Source organism: Escherichia sp. E10V5 (assembly GCF_004212315.1).
Taxonomy (GTDB): domain Bacteria; phylum Pseudomonadota; class Gammaproteobacteria; order Enterobacterales; family Enterobacteriaceae; genus Escherichia.
Window position 1 is genome coordinate 79,320 of sequence record NZ_RHJM01000015.1, and the last position, 18,764, is coordinate 98,083.

Consider the following 18,764-nt stretch of genomic DNA (forward strand, 5'->3'; position numbering starts at 1 on the left):
TACTTCTTCTTATGCAGTTTTGGTGCGAATCAGGTAGTCAAAAGCGCTCAGAGAGGCTTTAGCACCTTCGCCAGTAGCGATGATGATCTGCTTGTACGGAACCGTCGTACAGTCACCGGCAGCGAACACGCCTTTGACGTTGGTTTCGCATTTCGCATCAATGATTATCTCACCCATACGATTACGTTCTACTGCGCCTTCCAGCCAGTTGGTGTTCGGCAGCAGACCAATCTGGACGAAAATACCAGCCAGTTCGATGTTGTGAATATCGCCACTGACACGATCACGATATTCCAGACCTACGACTTTGCTACCGTCGCCTTTCACTTCCGTGGTTTGCGCATTCAGAATGATGTCGACGTTTTTCAGGCTGCGCAGTTTATCCTGCAGAACCTGGTCAGCTTTCATTTCTGGGGCAAATTCCAGCAGCGTTACGTGTTCAACAATCCCTGCCAGGTCGATTGCCGCTTCCACACCGGAGTTGCCGCCGCCGATAACCGCTACGCGTTTGCCTTTAAACAGTGGGCCGTCGCAGTGCGGGCAATAGGTTACGCCTTTGGTGCGATACTGATCTTCGCCCGGAACGTTCATGTTGCGCCATTTTGCACCGGTCGCCACGATAATGCTGCGAGCTTTCAGTACCGCGCCGGAAGCCGTTTCAATCTGATGCAAACCGCCTTCAACCGCTGCCGGGATCAGTTTGCTCGCGCTCTGGCTATCAATCACATCAACATCGTATTCATCAACGTGAACCTTCAGCGCGCCTGCCAGTTTTTGGCCTTCGGTTTTCGGCACAGAGATGTAGTTTTCGATATCAACAGTATCGAGGATCTGACCGCCAAAACGTTCGCCCATCAGACCAGTACGGATGCCTTTACGTGCGGAGTAAATTGCTGCCGCAGCCCCTGCCGGGCCAGAACCGACAATCAGCACATCGTAAGCGTCACGCTTGTTCAGCTCTTCTGCTGCACGTTTTTCAGCGCCAGTATCGATTTTGGCGACGATTTCGGAAATAGTCATGCGGCCCTGACCAAACTCTTTCCCGTTTACGAACACTGCCGGAACGCCCATCACGTTGCGATCGGTGATTTCGTTCTGGAAGGTGCCGCCGTCAATTGCAGTGTGCTTGATGCGCGGGTTCAGTACGCTCATCAGGTTCAGCGCCTGCACCACGTCCGGGCAGTTGTGGCAAGAGAGCGAATAATAAGTTTCGAATTCAAAATCACCGTCAATATGGCGAATCTGCTCCAGCAGAGACTGCGCTTCTTTCGACGGATGACCACCGGTCCACAGCAGCGCCAGTACCAGCGAGGTGAACTCATGACCCAGCGGGGAGCCTGCAAAACGCGGCCCCTGGTTGGAACCTGGGTTGGTGATCAGGAAAGACGGCTTACGCACCGGCAAGCTGTTATCTTCTTTAAAGGTGACTTTGTCTGACAGTTCTGCGATTTCAGCCAACAGTTCCTTGATTTCTGCCGATTTAGCGCTGTCATCCAGCGTGGCAATCAACTCAACAGGCTTGGTCAATTTCTCAAGGTAAGCCTTGAGTTGAGTTTTCATATTTGTGTCGAGCATGTTTATCTCCTGGGCTTTAAACATCATCATGCAAGCGGCCTTCATCGGCTACCTGGATGCAGCTTGCATCATGATGCGGGGAAGAAAATCGGGTGCCGCAGCACCCGAAGAATTAGGTGAATTTCCGAAGTATTTCGCGCCGGAGTTGGTAGCGCGAAAGACGAAGGAAATTTAGATTTTACCAACCAGGTCCAGAGACGGAGCCAGAGTTGCTTCACCTTCTTTCCATTTAGCCGGGCAAACTTCACCTGGGTGAGAAGCTACATACTGAGCAGCTTTGATTTTACGCAGCAGGTCAGACGCGTCACGGCCAATGCCTTCAGCGGTAACTTCGATTGCCTGGATGATACCCTGCGGGTCAACAACGAAGGTCGCACGGTCAGCCAGACCTTCATCTTCACGCATGTTGTCGAAGTTACGGGTCAGGGCGCCAGTCGGGTCGCCGATCATCGCGTATTTGATTTTCGCGATGGTTTCAGAGCTGCTGTGCCATGCTTTGTGGGTGAAGTGAGTATCGGTAGATACTGCGTATACGTCTACGCCCAGTTTCTGCAGTTCTTCGTAATGGTCTGCAACGTCGCCCAGTTCGGTCGGGCATACGAAAGTAAAGTCAGCCGGGTAGAAGAAGAAGACGCTCCAGCGGCCTTCGGTATCTTTCTCGGTGATTTCGATGAATTCGCCGTTTTTGAATGCCTGGTTTTTAAAAGGTTTAATTTTGGTGTTAATCAAGGACATCTATACTTCCTCCGTGTTTTCGATGAGATGTAAGGTAACCAATTTTTGCCGATTCGGCTAATGCGTTTCCATTATCAAATCGATAAGTTTTACCTTACAACCTTCGTAAGACAACTTTGTGAACTTTGCACCGCCAGCGGCGATAAAAGTAAAATGGGCCTCCTTTCCAGGTGGCCGCGTAACCTGAACTACCCTTTGGTATCTTCAGCGCCTGTTCAGCAGGCTGCGGTGTTGCGATGACGACCGCAATGCCGAGAGGGATTACAACACCCTCATAAACAAAGGGCAATCACCTGTTCTAAGCTCTTACCTATGACAGTGATAGGTTATGCCTTTTACTCAAATTTTGCACTGACTGAAAAGGACAAATTAATGTTAAAAAAGATAATTTTTTTTACCCTGCTACCGGGAATCGTTTACGCCGAAGAGCTTCCCGCCCCCGTAAAAGCGATTGAAAAACAGGGGATTACGATTATTAAATCGTTCGATGCGCCAGGCGGTCTGAAAGGTTATCTGGGGAAATATCAGGACATGGGGGTCACTATCTACCTTACGCCAGACGGTAAACATGCCATCTCTGGCTATATGTACAACGAAAAGGGAGAAAACCTCAGTAACGCTCTTATTGAAAAAGAGATTTACGCGCCTGCCGGACGCGAAATGTGGCAGCGTATGGAACAATCAAACTGGCTACTTGACGGTAAAAAAGACGCGCCGATCGTGGTTTATGTTTTTGCCGATCCTTTCTGCCCATATTGCAAACAATTCTGGCAACAAGCACGCCCGTGGGTTGAGGCCGGTAAAGTACAGATTCGTACTTTGTTGGTTGGCGTGATAAAACCAGAAAGCCCCGCCACCGCAGCGGCAATCCTCGCGTCTAAAGATCCGGCAAAAACGTGGCAAGAATATGAAGCATCTGGCGGCAAATTAAAGCTGAACCTCTCCGGGAACGTTACACCTGAACAGATGAAGATTCTCAGTGCCAACGAGGCGTTGATGGACGAACTGGGTGCAAATGTCACCCCTGCGATTTATTACATGAGCCCAGAAAAAACATTACAGCAGGCTGTTGGATTACCAGATAAAAAGACCTTAAACATTATTATGGGGAATAATTAACATTCAATTCATGGATAACTGAAATACATATCACTTTTCAGTTATCCAAATAATAGCAAGTATTGCTCACCTCACGCATATCAACTATGCTAGTTTAGAAAAACTTAATCATAGATTAAGCAAAACAACATAATATATTGAAATACATAAAGCCATATCATTGACTTGATGAATATCATGAAAACAAGTATATGAATGGAGTACATCATGGCTAATCTTTACGACCTAAAAAAATTTGATTTAAACTTACTTGTCATTTTTGAGTGCATCTATCAACATCTCAGTATTAGCAAGGCAGCTGAATCGTTATACATAACACCTTCTGCAGTAAGCCAGTCTTTACAACGTCTACGAGCGCAATTTAATGATCCCTTGTTTACTCGATCCGGTAAAGGGATTGCACCAACAACAACGGGTTTAAATTTGCATCATCATCTTGAGAAAAACCTTAAAAATCTTGAACAAACCATCAACATTGTCAATAAATCTGAGCTAAAGAAAAAATTTATTATTTACGGCCCGCAACTTATTTCCTCAACGAACAGTAGCCTTTTGATCGGATGTCTCCGACAAGATTCGTCCGTAGAAATTGAACATCATGACATTATGATGTCAGCAGAAAGTGCCGAAGATTTATTAGCTTATCGCAAAGCAGATCTGGTCATCACATTAACGCCAGTTATCAGTCGCTCGGTGAGCTGTGTACCTTTTCAATCGATACGCAATACACTTATCTGTAGTTCATCCCATCCGAGAATAACGGAATACAGCAGCCGCGAAGAAATTCTTGATGAAGAGTTTACTTTTCTGATATCAAAAGCATCTGGACTTGAAGATTTTCAGATGGAAATAGAAGCTCTTCTGACAAACCGAAAAATAGCATTCCGTAGTTCTTCACTGTTTACTATCATCAATACTATTGCGGTAACCGATTTATTGGGCATTGTTCCCGTTGAGTTATATCGCAGCAATCAAAAGAACCTACAATTAAAACAAATAAAGCTAGAGCAAAACCTACCCTCTAATACGCTTTATATCTCCTATAACAAATCATCATTAAACAATCTGGGATTCTCCCGATTTATTGATCGCTTAAATGATAATTTATCCTGAACACCGTTCAATAAGGACAATGCTCCTCATAAAAAATTCAGCCGATGAATATAAAATGAGATATCTTATTTTAATTTGTTACTACTATAATCAGAAAACTATCGCACTATTCTCCAGATCACGTTAAGAGAGCGTTTTCAGATGTCCATTTATAAAATTCCGCTTCCGCTCAATATTCTGGAAGCTGCACAAGAGCGTATTACCTGGACACTCAACACCCTACCCCGCGTTTGTGTCTCATTTTCTGGCGGTAAAGATTCAGGCTTAATGCTTCATCTAACCGCGAATCTGGCCAGAAAAATGGGAAAAAAAATATACGTTCTGTTTATCGACTGGGAAGCACAGTTTTCTTTAACTATTCACTATATTCAGTCCCTACGAGAGCAGTATGCAGATGTCATTGAAGAATTTTATTGGGTAGCGCTGCCTCTTACGACGCAAAACTCTCTTTCTCAGTATCAACCCGAATGGCAATGCTGGGAACCTGATGTTGAATGGGTACGCCTGCCCCCGGAAGATGCGATAACCGATCCGACATTTTTCTCGTTTTATCAACCGGGTATGACGTTTGAACATTTCGTGCGTGAATTTGCCGAATGGTTTTCGCAAAAACGTCCGGCGGACATGATGATCGGCATCCGGGCTGACGAGTCCTATAACCGTTTCGTTGCTATCGCCAGTTCGAATAAACAGCGTTTTGCCGACGATAAACCCTGGACTACGGCCGCACCAGGCGGTCATAGCTGGTACATTTACCCCATCTACGACTGGAAAGTGGCTGATATCTGGACCTGGTATGCAAATCATCAAAGTCTCTGCAACCCACTGTATAACCTAATGTATCAGGCAGGCGTCCCTCTGCGTCAGATGCGAATTTGCGAACCTTTTGGCCCGGAGCAACGGCAGGGATTATGGCTCTATCACGTTATCGAACCGGATCGCTGGGCTGCTATGTGCGCACGAGTCAGCGGTGTAAAAAGCGGCGGAATTTACGCCGGACATGACAATCATTTCTATGGGCATCGGAAAATCCTCAAGCCAGAGCATTTAGACTGGCAAGAGTATGCATTATTGCTGCTCGATAGCATGCCGGAGAAAACAGCTGAGCATTACCGCAATAAAATCGCCATTTATTTGCACTGGTATCAGAAAAAAGGCATCGAGGTTCCACAAACCCAGCAAGGGGACATTGGCACGAAAGATATCCCCTCCTGGCGGCGAATATGCAAAGTTTTACTCAATAACGATTACTGGTGCCGGGCATTATCATTTAGTCCTACGAAAGCGAAGAACTATCAGCGTTATAACGAACGGATAAAAGGAAAACGTCAGGAATGGGGGATACTATGCAACAACGATTAACGCAGGATTTAACCCAATTTCTCGCCAGCTTGCCGGAAGACGATCGCATCAAAGCGATTAATGAAATCCGCATGGCGATCCATCAGGTTAGCCCCTTTCGTGAAGAGCCCGTGGATTGCGTTCTGTGGGTTAAAAATAGCCAACTCGTGCCGAATGATTACAACCCCAATAATGTGGCACCGCCAGAGAAGAAGCTGCTAAAAAAATCCATTGAAATTGATGGTTTTACCCAACCTATCGTGGTGACTAACACTCAATCTGACACAATAGAGATTGTTGATGGCTTTCACCGTCATGAAATTGGTAAAGGATCTAACACGTTAAAAACGCGCTTAAAAGGGTATTTACCGGTTACCTGTCTGGGAGGGGATCGTAACGAGTGCATCGCTGCAACAATTCGCCACAACCGCGCTCGTGGACGCCATCAAATCACCGCCATGTCAGAAATCGTCCGTGAACTCAGCCAGTTGGGATGGGACGACAATAAAATCGGCAAAGAACTGGGAATGGATAGCGACGAAGTGCTGCGCCTGAAGCAAATTAACGGCCTGCAAGAACTGTTTGCCGACCGTCAATATTCCCGCGCCTGGACTGTCAAATAACTAAAGCTGGCGCAGGCGTTCAGCTGCTGCCAGCAACGTCGATTCCTTCTTGGCAAAACAGAGACGAATCAGTTTATGGGGGAAGGGATCGGCGCAAAATACCGATAGCGGGATCGCCGCCACGCCATGCTCCCGCGTCAGCCACTGGCAAAACTCAACATCATCCAGCGTAGACACGGCGCTGTATTCCACCAGCAAAAAGTAAGTACCTTCGCAGGGTAGTATCTCCAGCCGACTTTCACTTAAGGCGTTCACCAGAATATCGCGTTTCTGCCTATAAAAGTCCGGTAACGCAAGATAATGCTCAGGTTCTGCACGTAGCATATCCGCAAGCGCCAGCTGCGCCGGGGTATTGATCGAAAAGGTCAGATATTGATGCACTTTGCGGATTTCGGCGCTGATGGGCGCAGGCGCAACGCAATAGCCCACTTTCCAGCCGGTCATATGATAGGTCTTGCCAAATGAAGAAACTGCCACCGCCCGCTCACGCAACTGCGGATGCGCCAGCACGCTGGCATGGCCCTGCTGTGAAAAGTTGATGTGCTCGTACACTTCATCACTAATAACAAAAATCTCGTGCCCGGCAATTGCCTGCCACAAAGCGGCGAAATCAGCCTGCCGCCAGACGGTGGCGCTGGGATTATGCGGCGTATTGAGGATCACCAGTCGGGTGCGCTCGCTTAACAATGCGGCAAATTCCTGCCAGTCAACGCGAAAATGCGGAGGTTGCAGTGCAATACGCTTCACTATTCCCCCCGAAAGCGCGATGGCGGGGGCGTAACAGTCATAGCTGGGATCAAAGCAAATCACTTCATCACCATTGCGCACCAATGCGGTAATCGCTGCATATAACGCTTCCGTCGCCCCTGCCGTTACGGTGATATCGCTATCGGCATCTGGTTGATAGCCATACAGCCGCGCGGTTTTCTCAGCAATCGCCTCGCGTAATGCCTGCACGCCGGCCATGGGCGCATATTGATTTGCCCCTTGGGCAACGTGGTACGCCAGCCGCTCCTGTAAATAGCGCGGACCATCAAAATCAGGAAAGCCTTGCGACAGGTTAATCGCCTGGTGTTGCTGCGCCAGTGCGCTCATCTGGGTGAAAATAGTGGTGCCAAGTTGTGGAAGTTTGCTTTGTGGAATCAGAGGGTTATTTGTCATTTTTATTGTACCTGACGAAGTTGCGTGTTGAAGGCACTATAACACGATGCTAGTATTTGGCAATCAAGACGTTTAGATGTCTAAATAAAACAATAAGGACAACACAACATGCCTCACAATCCCATCCGCGTCGTCGTCGGCCCGGCTAACTACTTTTCTCATCCTGGAAGTTTCAATCACCTGCACGATTTTTTCACTGATGAACAACTTTCTCGCGCGGTGTGGATCTACGGCGAACGCGCCATTGCTGCGGCGCAAACCAAACTTCCGACAGCGTTTGAACTGCCGGGGGCAAAGCATATTTTGTTTCGCGGTCATTGCAGCGAAAGCGATGTACAACAACTGGCGGCTGAGTCCGGTGACGATCGCAGCGTGGTGATTGGCGTCGGGGGCGGTGCACTGCTCGACACCGCGAAAGCCCTCGCCCGCCGTCTCGGTCTGCCATTTGTTGCCGTTCCGACGATCGCCGCCACCTGCGCTGCCTGGACACCGCTCTCCGTCTGGTATAACGACGCCGGACAGGCGCTGCATTATGAGATTTTCGACGACGCCAATTTTATGGTGCTGGTGGAACCGGAGATTATCCTCAATGCGCCGCAACAATATCTGCTGGCGGGGATCGGTGACACGCTGGCGAAATGGTATGAAGCGGTAGTACTGGCCCCGCAACCAGAAACGTTGCCGCTAACCGTGCGTCTGGGGATTAATAACGCGCAGGCCATTCGCGACGTCTTGTTAAACAGTAGCGAGCAGGCGCTTGCCGATCAGCAAAATCAGCAGTTAACACTATCATTTTGCGATGTGGTGGATGCCATTATTGCCGGAGGCGGAATGGTCGGTGGTCTGGGCGATCGTTTTACGCGTGTGGCGGCGGCCCATGCCGTGCACAACGGTCTGACTGTACTGCCGCAAACCGAGAAGTTTCTCCACGGCACCAAAGTTGCCTACGGTATTCTGGTGCAAAGCGCCTTGCTGGGCCAGGATGATGTGCTGGCGCAATTAACCGGGGCGTATCAGCGTTTTCATCTGCCGACTACGCTGGCGGAGTTGGAAGTGGATATCAATAATCAGGCGGAGATCGACAAAGTGATTACCCACACCTTACGTCCGGTGGAATCCATTCATTACCTGCCAGTCACGCTGACACCTGATACCTTGCGTGCAGCGTTCGAAAAAGTGGAATCGTTTAAAGCCTGACGTACACATTTAGCAGCAGCGCGCGCCGCCTTTTCCACCGTAGCGCGCGTCCTGCCGCTCACGGAAAAACTCCTCGTAGGTCATCGGCGTTTGATCAGGATGGTTAACCCGCATATGTTCGACATAGTTGTCGTAATCAGGCATACCGATCATCAGCTTCGCCGCCTGACCTAAATATTTTCCGGCTTTTGCCAGTGAATCAAACATCTAAACCTCCGGTAATACAAATGCCCTCCTGAATTATGAGGGCTTAATTGCTATCAACACGCTCGGGCTGAGAGTAAGGGGAACGCTCGGCACATTCCCCCACACTCTGACTTTAGTGCGCGCCTTTCGCCTGCGCCACGATCTCCTCGACATTTTCCGGCATTGGCTCATACGGCGTTTCTTTCGCCGTTGGCTTCGGCTCTTTCAATGCCGCCAGTGCCGTCTTAATCGAGAACAGTGCCAGAACCACCACGACCACCATAAAGAAGATGGTTAACCCAGCATCCAGACGGTTGTTGAACACCAGTTGCGCCAGTTGTGACTCAGTATACTGCGACGGAATATTGCCGCTGTCGATCATTGCCTGGAACTTGTTAGCAATCGCCAGGAAGCCGACTTTCGCATCCGGGCTAAACGCTTTCTGCCAGCCTGCGGTCAGGGTACAAATCAGCAACCAGGCCGTTGGTACCAGCGCCACCCAGGCGTAACGTTGACGTTTCATTTTGAACAGCACTACGGCACAGAGCATCAGCGCCATCCCTGCCAGCATCTGGTTGGCTATACCAAACAGCGGCCACAGAGTGTTAATACCGCCCAGCGGATCGACCACCCCCTGATGGAGGAAGTAGCCCCACGCCAGCACGCACAGCGCCGTTGCCAGCAGGTTAGCAGGCAGTGAATCGGTCCGTTTCAGGCCCGGAGAAACCACGCCCAGCAGATCCTGCAACATAAAGCGCGCAGCACGCGTACCTGCATCTACTGCGGTCAGAATAAACAGTGCTTCAAACAGAATGGCGAAGTGATACCAGAACGCCACATCCATCATGCCGCCCAGCGCGCCGTGCAGAATGTAGGCCATCCCCACCGCCAACGTCGGCGCACCGCCCGCACGGGAAATGATCGACTGTTCACCCACTTCGCTGGCAATCTGGTTTAGCGTATCCGGAGTAATCGCAAAACCCCAGCTACTCACTACCTGCGCGGCAGAAGCGACCACATCCGCCGTTCCTGCCGGAGCCAGCACCGCCATCGGGCTGTTCATGGCGAAGTACACACCTGGATCGATGATACAGGCAGAAACCAGCGCCATAATCGCCACGAAGGATTCCATTAACATTCCGCCGTAGCCGATAAAACACGCCTGCCCTTCGTTCGCCAGCATCTTCGGCGTGGTACCGGAAGAGATCAGCGCATGGAAGCCAGACACCGCGCCACAGGCGATGGTGATAAACAGGAACGGGAACAGGTTACCAGTCCATACCGGGCCAGTACCATCAACAAATTTAGTCAACGCAGGCATGGTCAGCGTCGGGCGCATAATCAAAATGCCCACCGCCAGACCGACGATAGTCCCGATTTTCAGGAAGGTAGAGAGGTAGTCACGCGGAGCCAGCAGCAACCACACCGGCAGCACCGCCGCCACAAAACCGTAACCCACCAGCATCCAGGTCAGCTGCACGCCGGTAAAGTCAAAGTACGGTGCCCAGGTCGGGCTTTCTGCCACCCAGCCGCCAGAGATAATGGCGAAAATCAGGAACACCAGGCCAATCACCGACACTTCGCCAATACGCCCCGGACGCAGATAGCGCAGGTAGATCCCCATAAACAGCGCCAGCGGAATGGTGAACGCAACGGTATACGTTCCCCACGGGCTATGGGTCAGGGCTTTCACCACGATCATCGCCAGCACGGCAAGGATAATGACCATGATCATAAAGCAGGCGACCAGCGCAATCACCCCGGCGGTTGGCCCCATCTCTTCTTTGACCAGCTCACCCAGCGAACGACCGTCACGGCGCGTAGAAACAAACAGCACCATAAAGTCCTGCACTGCACCAGCAAGAACCACCCCGGCAAGCAGCCAGATCATCCCCGGCAGGTAGCCCATTTGCGCTGCCAGCACTGGCCCCACCAGCGGGCCTGCTCCGGCAATAGCCGCAAAATGGTGACCGAACAGCACTTTCTTGTCTGTCGGTACATAGTCCAGCCCATCGTTATGGCGCACCGCTGGCGTCATACGCGTCGGGTCAACCGCCAGCACATTTTTGGCGATATACAGACCATAAAAACGGTAAGCGATCAGATAGATACAGACCGACGCCACCACAATCCACAGCGCGTTGATCTGTTCCCCACGATTTAAAGCAATGTATCCCAGAGCAAATGCTCCCATTACAGAGAGCACTGTCCAGACGAGGTATTTCCCTGATTTGTTCATAGTTGTTATCCGTGTGCGTGTCCATAGAGATGTTACATTTTGTTTCTATAACATCTTTGTGCAATTTAACAACACAGCAACCATGCAAATCGGAGTTGAAACCAATATTTAACTTAACAATGTTAACTCGATCACTCCGTTAACCGAGTTTTCCAACAATCTCATTTAATTCTGTCGGGCTCATCCCAAAACTGCCGTACCCAGCCGACAAGTGCAGCAACGCCGCCCCTGTTCATCGAAAACGACGATTTCCCAACTCTGATTTTGCCGCCCAAGATGCAACGGCTGGCAGACGCCGCGTACCTTGCCTTCAGACACCGGGCGATGATGGGTGGCGTTAAGTTCCGTGCCCACCACACACTGTCCGTCGCGGGTCATCATAAATCCGGCCATCGATCCCAGCGTTTCCGCCAGCGCTGCCGACGCGCCGCCATGCAGCAGGCCAAACGGCTGATGAGTACGGGTATCAACTGGCATTTCGGCTTCCAGCACATCATCGCCCAGACGGGTATACACAATTCCCAGATGCGCCACCATTGTGTTATCGCTGGTGGCGTTCAGTTCGTCGAGCGTTAAATGGCGTTTCCAGATCATGCTTATGCCCCCAGCGTTGAGCCGCCATCTACCACGATATCCTGTAGGGTGATATGGCTGGCGAGATCGGAAGCGAGGAACAAAATCGTGTTGGCGATCTCTTGTGGACGGGCGATTTTCCCCAGCGGAATGCCGAGTTTAAACTGCTCGCCAAAGCCGCGAATACGCTGCTCTTCGGCGTCATCGCTCACCCACAGCGTGCGTTGCATATCGGTGTCGGTTGAACCCGGCGAAACCACATTGCAGCGCACACCGCTACCCGCCAGTTCCAGTCCGACGCTCAACGCCAGGCTTTTCAGCGCCGCTTTCGACGCGCCATAAGCACTCATGCCAATACGCGGCGTGTGCGCAGCGTCGGACGCCACAGTGACAATCGCCCCGCCCCGTTGGCGACGAAACTGATTCATGGTCTGCTGGAACAGGTTAAACGCACCGCCGACATTGACCGCAAAAGTCTGTTGCCAGTCTTCCTTACTGAGCTGATCGGTCGCGCCCATGCGCAAAATTCCCGCCGCATTGACCAGCGCGTCCAGTCGCTCCGTTTCAGCTAACAGTCGCTGACACACTTGCGCCACCTGCGCAGCATCGGCAACATCCATCACTTCGGTCGCAAAGGGATATTGCTCCTGAGTGAATGCTTGATCAAAACCTGTAACTTTCGCTCCCGCTTCAACAAACGCCAGCGCCGTGGCGTAGCCGATACCTTTCCCCGCGCCAGTTACCCAGACATTTTTACCGCTGAAATCCATTATTTCACCTCGCGGGAGAGTAGCTTCCACCAGGCGTCGATGGTCGGGTTTTTCGCCAGCATGACAAAGTCGATATCACCATGCACTTTGCGCCAGCGCGCCGCCAGCGCCATCATGCGCACCGAATCCAGACCGTAGTCGATCAGGTTGTCGTCATCGAACGGTTCATCGGACTCGTCCAGCAACGGCAGGATCACCTCACGCAGCGCCGCTTTGCTGGCGGGGACAGGTGCTGGCAGTAATTCTTCAGTCATCACCACCCGGCCAGACCGTCCGGCCACATATTTCAGCGACATCAAATGCTCGTCACGGCTGAAATCGGCCAGCGCATCCGCCACCATAAACGGTTTAATATCGCGCATAAATGCGTCGGTTGCGGTGGTCATACAGCCAATGTGGGCATATACCCCGGTAATAATCAGCTGGTTACGTCCACTCTCTTTGAGCATTTGCTCCAGCGGAGAACGATGAAACGCGCTGTAGCGCCACTTCACCAGCACCGTGTCGTCGGCATCTGGCGTCAGGCGATCCACCACCTTTTGCTGTTCCGGCGAGCGGGTCAGGCCCGGCCCCCACATATCATTCAACAGCGCCCGATCTTCATCGCTCTGATCTTTCGGCTGGGCAGTGTAATAAACCGGAATATTGTGCTGTTTGCAGTAGTCGCGCAGCGCCGCAATATTGGCGATCACCTGCTCCATCATCGGGCAGTTCTCACCCCAGAAGCTGACAAAATAGTCCTGCATATCATGGATTAACAACGCGGCACGTTGCGGTTCAAAGGCCCAGTCGACTTTATTCTGCGGAATATCGTGAGACTCCGGCAGCGCGTAAGCCTGTAATTTTGGAATAGCCATCGTGTTCTCTCCTTCAGGCTGAAGCGCGTGACGCCAGCCACTGACGTAATTGTTTTTTATCGACTTTCCCGACCGCCGTCAGCGGAAGTGAATCTACACACTCCACGCGATCCGGTAATTTAAATTCGGCAATACCCTGTTCGCGCAGGAAACGACGCACCTGCACCGCGCGCAGCGGCTCTTTTACCACCAGATAAGCACAGCTTTTTTCGCCCATCAGCTCATCTTCCATACTGACCAGTGCGGCGTAGATCACCGCCGGATGGCGCAGCAGCAGGTTTTCGATCTCTTCGGCAGCGATCTTCTCGCCGCCACGGTTGATCTGATCTTTCTCGCGCCCCTGCACGGTGATGTAACCCTCTGGATCAATAGAGATCAGATCGCCGGAACAGTAAAAACCGTTGGCATCAAAGGCGCTGGCATTGTGCTGTGGACTTTTGTAATAACCGCGGAAGGTATACGGCCCGCGCGTCATCAGGCGTCCAACTTCCCCTTGCGGCAGTGGATTTCCGTCAGCATCTGCAACCCACACTTCGTCATCCGGGCACATTGGGTAGCCCTGGGTATGGATAATTTTCTCCGCGCTATCATCAAGTCGGGTGTAGTTCACCAGCCCTTCCGCCATGCCGAACACTTGCTGCAACTGGCAGCCAATCTCTGCGGGAATACGCGCCGCAAGCGTGGCAGAAAGACGCGCACCGCCGACCTGTAACAGTTTCAGCGAGGCAAGCTGCGCCCGGCTTTCGCCTTCGATCAACGCCTGCAACCACAGACTGACTGCCGGCGGCACCAGCGCGGTAACGTTAACCTGATGTTTTTCTATCAATGGGAAACAGAGCGTGGCGCTGGGATCGGCCGCCAGAACGACAGTGCCGCCAGCGAGAAACACACCCAGCGATCCTGGTGAACTCATGGCGTAGTTATGAGCCGCCGGGATCGCGCACAGGTAGCGCGTCTGTTGTGTGAACTGACAAATCTCGACGCTACGGCGCACGCTGTAGTAATAGTCGTTATGGGTACGCGGGATCAGTTTCGGTGTGCCGGTAGTGCCGCCGGAAAGCTGGAAATAGGCCACTTCATCAGCAGGTGATGGCGTGGCAGTAAAATCCTCTGCCGGATGGTTAATCGCATCCTGCAAGTTATGCTCACCGCTGTCGTTGTGCAGTTGCACCACGCGAATGGAGGAATGTTCTGTGACGAAAGTATTGAGGAAATCATCCCCGCTAAACAGCGCATGTTGGCGATCGGCAATCAGCAATGTGGGTTCAATCTGGCTGGCATAGGCGTTCAGTTCACTACGCTGATGGCTGAACAGCGCCAGCACCGGCGCAACGCCCAGTTTCAGCAGCGCGAAAAAGGTAATATAAAGTTCAGCGACGTTACCCAGTTGTACCAGCGCGGTTTCACCAGGTTTAATGCCCTGACGGCGCAAACTACAGGCGAGGTTATCCGCCGCCTGATTCAGCTCCCGGTAACTCAACTGCCGCTCGCCGTCGATAACCGCGATGCTATCACTCGCGGCGTGGCGGGTCAGAATGTCGGTCAGCGGCAAATCCTGCCAATAACCTTTTTCCCGATAGCGACGGGCAAACTCTTCCGGCCAGCGGGTGAATGGAATGCTCATCCTCGCTCCTTAATGCAATCCAAAAACGTTCAACATGGTAGAAAGTTTGACACCTGTTTCGCGCCACTCACCCAACGGTGACGACGCAGGCACAATCCCCGCTCCGGCAAACAGACGCACCTGATTTTCCCGCAGCTTCGCGCAGCGGATAGTCACCACCCACTCGCCGTTACCTTCGCTGTCACACCAACCCACAATGCCGCCAAACAGCTCGCGGTCGAACGGCTCCAGATCAGCAATAACCTGGGTCGCGGCCTGATGCGGGAAACCACTCAGCGCGGGGGTCGGATGCAGCAGGCAGGCCAGAGTCAGTGCGTTTTCTTGCGAATTCGCTTTACCTTCAAAGGGAGTTGCGAGATGCCACAGCGTCGGCGTGGTGATCAATTGTGGAGAGGAGGGAACGTGTAACTCACTACTGCGTTCGCGCAGTACCTCTTTCATCGCCTGAGTCACTAGTTCATGTTCATGGCGATCTTTTTCTGACGCCAGCAGACGATTACCCGCTTCGCGATCGAGCACGTCATCCGGCTGACGACGCGCGGAACCGGCTAACGGAATAGAGCTAAAACGCTCGCCGTCTTTGCGCAGCAGCAGTTCCGGGCTGGCCCCGAGCAGAACGCCACCATCAGCCAATGGCACATGGAAGTTGTAACTAACCGGGTTTTGCGCAATCAACCGTTCCAGCAATACGCCGCTATCAATGGAGGCGTCAGTGGTGATATCAATCAACCGTGACAACACCACTTTGTCGACCTGCGGCGTGGCGGTAAGAGCGGCGGCGCGGGCGACCATCTGTTCAAACGTGGCTTGTTCCGGAATTGCCTGGCGTTCAACCACGTTCAGCGACTGGCTGCGGGTGAAACGGCGTGCGGAAGCTTGTTTTTCCTTACGGGAGAACGACTGCCAGGATTCAGGGATATACAGCGACGAAGGCTGACGTGGATCGAAGGGAATCGCCCCGACCATTACCGGATTTTTGATGCCCCGCGCTTTGGCATCGGCAAACAGCGCGGCGAGTTTTTGCTGGAAGGGACTGTCGGGCGAATCCCCGTTCACAGCTGGTTCATCGAAGCGGGCGAAACATCCTGACGTCGTAAAACTGCGGTACGGCGACATAAAGAAAAAGCGATTGGGCGCAAGTGTTGCCATGGTCTGCTGTACTTCCTCAGCCAGTGACGTATCCATATCATCCTCCACAAAATGATAAAGGCTTTAATAATGATTATCATTTATATTTTCGGTCGCTAACCTAAAAGCAAACGCGCACTATGTCAACTCTTGAGGTAACGCAATCTGCAACTCGGGGTTGCATCTGGTTGTCGTTACAATGAAAATGAGAAGCATTAACTTCATTAATAACAGGACGCTGATTTGTGAGACTCGCCCCGCTCTACCGCACCGCTCTTCTACTAACAGGCTTTTTACTTTCAGGAATATCCGCAGTGCAGGCCGCCGACTGGCCGCGTCAGGTGACTGACAGCCGCGGCACTCATATGCTGGAAAGCCAGCCACAGCGCATCGTCTCAACCAGCGTCACGCTGACGGGTTCGTTGCTGGCGATTGATGCCCCAGTGATTGCCAGCGGCGCGACCACGCCAAATAACCGCGTCGCGGATGACCAGGGCTTTTTACGCCAGTGGAGCAAGGTGGCGAAAGAACGCAAACTGCAACGGCTCTATATCGGCGAACCGAGCGCCGAAGCCGTTGCCGCGCAAATGCCGGATCTGATTTTAATTAGCGCAACAGGCGGGGATTCGGCGCTGGCGCTGTATGATCAGCTTTCCACCATCGCCCCGACATTAATCATCAATTACGACGACAAAAGCTGGCAGTCGCTGTTAACGCAACTTGGCGAAATTACCGGGCATGAGAAGCAAGCGGCAGAGCGGATTGCACAGTTTGATAAGCAACTGGCGGCGGCGAAAGAGCAAATCAAATTACCGCCGCAGCCGGTCACTGCCATTGTCTATACCGCCGCTGCACACAGTGCCAATCTCTGGACGCCGGAATCAGCACAAGGGCAGATGCTGGAACAACTCGGCTTTACGCTGGCGAAGTTGCCCGCAGGGTTAAACGCCAGCCAAAGCCAGGGCAAACGCCATGACATCATTCAGCTTGGTGGGGAAAATCTGGCGGCAGGGTTAAATGGCGAGTCACTATTCCTGTTCGCTGGTGATCAGAAAGATGCCGATGCAATTTATGCCAATCCGCTGCTCGCGCACCTGCCTGCAGTACAAAACAAGCAGGTTTATGCGCTGGGAACCGAGACGTTCCGACTGGATTACTACAGCGCCATGCAAGTGCTGGAACGACTTAAGGCGCTGTTTTAAGCATTAACTGTCGGACGCTGTCACCTGCGGCGGCGTCTGGCGAAAACGCCGCAACTCCACCAGCACCAGCAACAACAACACGCCGATAATCAACAAAGCAAAACCGCTCGCGCTTGCGGAAGCCACCGGTGTCATCATCGCTCCCAAACCGCCCAGCAGCGCCGCGCCTATGGCATCGCCCGTCACGTTCTGTGCCGTCCACAAACCGTTAATCCGCCCTAACATCGCTTCCGGCGTCTGTGTTTGCAGCATTGTATATTGCAGCAACGAACTGACCGCGCTCAGCCAGCCGAACAGCGCCAGACAAACCACGCCTAAAATCCACATCGGCATCAGGCCAAACAGACCAATGGCGAGGAACGATCCCAGCGTGGAGAGCAACATCAACAACCCTGGTCGCGCGCTATGTGCCAGCTTCCCGCTGGTTAATGCGCCGATAGCCGCGCCGAGCGGGATCGCCGCATAAAGAAAACCAATCTGTGCCGCCGACATCTGCCAGTTGGTAGCCAGCGCCGGATACAGTACGCGCACCGCGCTCGCCATCGTCAATAAACCACCCAGCAGCGCAATGCCGCCCACCAGCGGACTGGCGAGCAGAAAACGAAATCCTGCCAGTAATGATTTCAACGGATGCTCACGCGGCTGCGGTGGCGGTGGCAACGCCGGAAGGCTTAACAACGGTAGCAAGGTAATAAACGTGCCCGCCGCCGCCAGCCCATAGTTCCAGGCTACGCCGCCAGTCGCCAGCAGTAAGCCGCCAATCATGGGCGAAATCACCGATCCCAGCCGCACGGTCAACATGGTGATCGCCCCGGCCTGCATTAAGTTTTCACGCCCTACCAGTGCAGGTGTCGCCGCCAGTAGCGCCGTAACGCCAAGTGACGCGAAAAAACCATCCCATAATCCGAGTAAATAGATTGCCAGCAAAGACGGCTCCGGCAGCAGCGCGTTCAGGCACAGTCCAATGAAGCCAATGCCACAGGTGCCGCGCGCCAGCAGAATCACTTTTTTGCGCTCATAGCGATCCGCCAGCACGCCGCCGACCATCAAACCGACAAACATCGCGCCGCCGGTCAGCGTCACCGAAAGCCCCACCTGCCAGGTAGAATGCGTCATCATCTGGATCTGCACCGGCACCGCGACGCCGAGCAAACCCAGAGAAACAATAGAGATAAAACGAGCGAGGAATACTGCGCGAAACGCCGGGTGCGTTTTCAACAGGCTGAGGTTAAGCAGCCAGGATTGTTTATTCATTACAATGCCTTGCCATCAAATATTTTAAATACCTATTCTTAGGCTGCACATGCTAACATATCCAAAT

The 18,764-nt window shown here is 52.2% G+C and carries 18 protein-coding genes; 7 read left to right on the forward strand and 11 right to left on the reverse strand.

Annotated features, from left to right (window positions below):
• Positions 1 to 9: 9 nt before the first annotated feature.
• The gene (ahpF, locus tag D9738_RS11925; RefSeq protein ID WP_032183601.1) at positions 10 to 1,575 is read right to left on the reverse strand and encodes an alkyl hydroperoxide reductase subunit F; all 1,566 of its coding nucleotides are present in this window, start codon (positions 1,573 to 1,575) and stop codon (positions 10 to 12) included.
• On the opposite strand from ahpF, the gene D9738_RS24755 reads away from it, so the two are divergent.
• Positions 1,574 to 1,750 (forward strand): hypothetical protein, encoded by a 177-nt coding sequence (locus tag D9738_RS24755; protein ID WP_165383272.1) that lies wholly within the window; start codon positions 1,574 to 1,576, stop codon positions 1,748 to 1,750. The genes ahpF and D9738_RS24755 overlap by 2 nt on opposite strands.
• Here D9738_RS24755 and ahpC read toward each other — a convergent pair.
• Positions 1,747 to 2,310 (reverse strand): alkyl hydroperoxide reductase subunit C, encoded by a 564-nt coding sequence (gene ahpC, locus D9738_RS11930; protein ID WP_000052796.1) that lies wholly within the window; start codon positions 2,308 to 2,310, stop codon positions 1,747 to 1,749. The two genes, D9738_RS24755 and ahpC, sit on opposite strands and share 4 nt — an antisense overlap.
• 372 nt (positions 2,311 to 2,682) lie before the next feature.
• Between ahpC and dsbG the strand changes: the two genes are divergently transcribed.
• The 4 genes from dsbG (at position 2,683) to D9738_RS11950 (ending at position 6,506) form a co-directional block, all read left to right on the forward strand.
• Positions 2,683 to 3,429, forward strand: coding sequence for a thiol:disulfide interchange protein DsbG (gene dsbG / locus D9738_RS11935; protein WP_130260245.1), 747 nt, complete (start codon positions 2,683 to 2,685; stop codon positions 3,427 to 3,429).
• 207 nt (positions 3,430 to 3,636) lie between these two features.
• Positions 3,637 to 4,542: a LysR family transcriptional regulator gene (locus D9738_RS11940; protein ID WP_130206447.1), complete on the forward strand. Its 906-nt coding sequence runs from the start codon at positions 3,637 to 3,639 to the stop codon at positions 4,540 to 4,542.
• Between the two features lie 141 nt (positions 4,543 to 4,683).
• The gene (locus D9738_RS11945) at positions 4,684 to 5,904 is read left to right on the forward strand and encodes a phosphoadenosine phosphosulfate reductase (protein ID WP_130260246.1); all 1,221 of its coding nucleotides are present in this window, start codon (positions 4,684 to 4,686) and stop codon (positions 5,902 to 5,904) included.
• On the forward strand, positions 5,877 to 6,506 hold the full coding sequence (locus D9738_RS11950) for a ParB/RepB/Spo0J family partition protein (protein ID WP_130260247.1): 630 nt from the start codon (positions 5,877 to 5,879) through the stop codon (positions 6,504 to 6,506). The genes D9738_RS11945 and D9738_RS11950 overlap by 28 nt, the downstream gene beginning before the upstream one ends.
• Here the strand turns inward: D9738_RS11950 and ybdL are convergent, their stop codons facing one another.
• The gene (gene ybdL / locus D9738_RS11955) at positions 6,507 to 7,667 is read right to left on the reverse strand and encodes a methionine-oxo-acid transaminase (RefSeq protein ID WP_130260248.1); all 1,161 of its coding nucleotides are present in this window, start codon (positions 7,665 to 7,667) and stop codon (positions 6,507 to 6,509) included. It lies immediately after the preceding gene.
• A 108-nt stretch (positions 7,668 to 7,775) separates the two neighbouring features.
• On the opposite strand from ybdL, the gene hcxA reads away from it, so the two are divergent.
• On the forward strand, positions 7,776 to 8,864 hold the full coding sequence (gene hcxA, locus D9738_RS11960) for a hydroxycarboxylate dehydrogenase HcxA (RefSeq protein WP_130260249.1): 1,089 nt from the start codon (positions 7,776 to 7,778) through the stop codon (positions 8,862 to 8,864).
• A 9-nt stretch (positions 8,865 to 8,873) separates the two neighbouring features.
• Here the strand turns inward: hcxA and D9738_RS11965 are convergent, their stop codons facing one another.
• From D9738_RS11965 to entC, 7 genes are all read right to left on the reverse strand, one after another.
• Positions 8,874 to 9,071 carry a YbdD/YjiX family protein gene (locus D9738_RS11965; protein ID WP_000460431.1) on the reverse strand — a complete coding sequence of 66 codons (198 nt, stop codon included), beginning with the start codon at positions 9,069 to 9,071 and terminating at the stop codon, positions 8,874 to 8,876.
• A 112-nt stretch (positions 9,072 to 9,183) separates the two neighbouring features.
• The gene (gene cstA, locus D9738_RS11970) at positions 9,184 to 11,289 is read right to left on the reverse strand and encodes a pyruvate/proton symporter CstA (protein WP_001043146.1); all 2,106 of its coding nucleotides are present in this window, start codon (positions 11,287 to 11,289) and stop codon (positions 9,184 to 9,186) included.
• Positions 11,290 to 11,469: 180 nt separating this feature from the next.
• Positions 11,470 to 11,883, reverse strand: a complete 414-nt coding sequence (gene entH / locus D9738_RS11975; protein WP_000637953.1) for a proofreading thioesterase EntH — start codon at positions 11,881 to 11,883, stop codon at positions 11,470 to 11,472.
• Positions 11,884 to 11,885: 2 nt separating this feature from the next.
• Positions 11,886 to 12,632 (reverse strand): 2,3-dihydro-2,3-dihydroxybenzoate dehydrogenase EntA, encoded by a 747-nt coding sequence (gene entA, locus D9738_RS11980; protein WP_000347651.1) that lies wholly within the window; start codon positions 12,630 to 12,632, stop codon positions 11,886 to 11,888.
• The gene (gene entB / locus D9738_RS11985; RefSeq protein ID WP_053265668.1) at positions 12,632 to 13,489 is read right to left on the reverse strand and encodes an enterobactin biosynthesis bifunctional isochorismatase/aryl carrier protein EntB; all 858 of its coding nucleotides are present in this window, start codon (positions 13,487 to 13,489) and stop codon (positions 12,632 to 12,634) included. Before entB ends, entA begins: the two co-directional genes overlap by 1 nt.
• A gap of 13 nt (positions 13,490 to 13,502) precedes the next feature.
• Complete coding sequence (entE, locus tag D9738_RS11990; RefSeq protein WP_130260250.1) at positions 13,503 to 15,113, reverse strand: (2,3-dihydroxybenzoyl)adenylate synthase EntE; 1,611 nt, start codon at positions 15,111 to 15,113, stop codon at positions 13,503 to 13,505.
• A 9-nt stretch (positions 15,114 to 15,122) separates the two neighbouring features.
• The gene (entC, locus tag D9738_RS11995; protein ID WP_130260251.1) at positions 15,123 to 16,298 is read right to left on the reverse strand and encodes an isochorismate synthase EntC; all 1,176 of its coding nucleotides are present in this window, start codon (positions 16,296 to 16,298) and stop codon (positions 15,123 to 15,125) included.
• A 188-nt stretch (positions 16,299 to 16,486) separates the two neighbouring features.
• On the opposite strand from entC, the gene fepB reads away from it, so the two are divergent.
• The gene (fepB, locus tag D9738_RS12000; protein WP_130258593.1) at positions 16,487 to 17,443 is read left to right on the forward strand and encodes a Fe2+-enterobactin ABC transporter substrate-binding protein; all 957 of its coding nucleotides are present in this window, start codon (positions 16,487 to 16,489) and stop codon (positions 17,441 to 17,443) included.
• Positions 17,444 to 17,446: 3 nt separating this feature from the next.
• On the opposite strand, the gene entS is transcribed toward fepB, so the two are convergent.
• The gene (entS, locus tag D9738_RS12005; protein WP_130260252.1) at positions 17,447 to 18,697 is read right to left on the reverse strand and encodes an enterobactin transporter EntS; all 1,251 of its coding nucleotides are present in this window, start codon (positions 18,695 to 18,697) and stop codon (positions 17,447 to 17,449) included.
• Positions 18,698 to 18,764 lie beyond the last annotated feature (67 nt).

What these genes read in the sequence shown, in the direction of transcription:
- D9738_RS24755 (WP_165383272.1), top strand. Translation starts at nt 1,574, where the DNA reads ATGTTTATCTCCTGGGCTTTAAACATCATCATGCAAGCGGCCTTCATC.
- ahpF (WP_032183601.1), bottom strand. Translation starts at nt 1,575, where the DNA reads ATGCTCGACACAAATATGAAAACTCAACTCAAGGCTTACCTTGAGAAA.
- ahpC (WP_000052796.1), bottom strand. Translation starts at nt 2,310, where the DNA reads ATGTCCTTGATTAACACCAAAATTAAACCTTTTAAAAACCAGGCATTC.
- dsbG (WP_130260245.1), top strand. Translation starts at nt 2,683, where the DNA reads ATGTTAAAAAAGATAATTTTTTTTACCCTGCTACCGGGAATCGTTTAC.
- D9738_RS11940 (WP_130206447.1), top strand. Translation starts at nt 3,637, where the DNA reads ATGGCTAATCTTTACGACCTAAAAAAATTTGATTTAAACTTACTTGTC.
- D9738_RS11945 (WP_130260246.1), top strand. Translation starts at nt 4,684, where the DNA reads ATGTCCATTTATAAAATTCCGCTTCCGCTCAATATTCTGGAAGCTGCA.
- D9738_RS11950 (WP_130260247.1), top strand. Translation starts at nt 5,877, where the DNA reads ATGGGGGATACTATGCAACAACGATTAACGCAGGATTTAACCCAATTT.
- ybdL (WP_130260248.1), bottom strand. Translation starts at nt 7,667, where the DNA reads ATGACAAATAACCCTCTGATTCCACAAAGCAAACTTCCACAACTTGGC.
- hcxA (WP_130260249.1), top strand. Translation starts at nt 7,776, where the DNA reads ATGCCTCACAATCCCATCCGCGTCGTCGTCGGCCCGGCTAACTACTTT.
- D9738_RS11965 (WP_000460431.1), bottom strand. Translation starts at nt 9,071, where the DNA reads ATGTTTGATTCACTGGCAAAAGCCGGAAAATATTTAGGTCAGGCGGCG.
- cstA (WP_001043146.1), bottom strand. Translation starts at nt 11,289, where the DNA reads ATGAACAAATCAGGGAAATACCTCGTCTGGACAGTGCTCTCTGTAATG.
- entH (WP_000637953.1), bottom strand. Translation starts at nt 11,883, where the DNA reads ATGATCTGGAAACGCCATTTAACGCTCGACGAACTGAACGCCACCAGC.
- entA (WP_000347651.1), bottom strand. Translation starts at nt 12,632, where the DNA reads ATGGATTTCAGCGGTAAAAATGTCTGGGTAACTGGCGCGGGGAAAGGT.
- entB (WP_053265668.1), bottom strand. Translation starts at nt 13,489, where the DNA reads ATGGCTATTCCAAAATTACAGGCTTACGCGCTGCCGGAGTCTCACGAT.
- entE (WP_130260250.1), bottom strand. Translation starts at nt 15,113, where the DNA reads ATGAGCATTCCATTCACCCGCTGGCCGGAAGAGTTTGCCCGTCGCTAT.
- entC (WP_130260251.1), bottom strand. Translation starts at nt 16,298, where the DNA reads ATGGATACGTCACTGGCTGAGGAAGTACAGCAGACCATGGCAACACTT.
- entS (WP_130260252.1), bottom strand. Translation starts at nt 18,697, where the DNA reads ATGAATAAACAATCCTGGCTGCTTAACCTCAGCCTGTTGAAAACGCAC.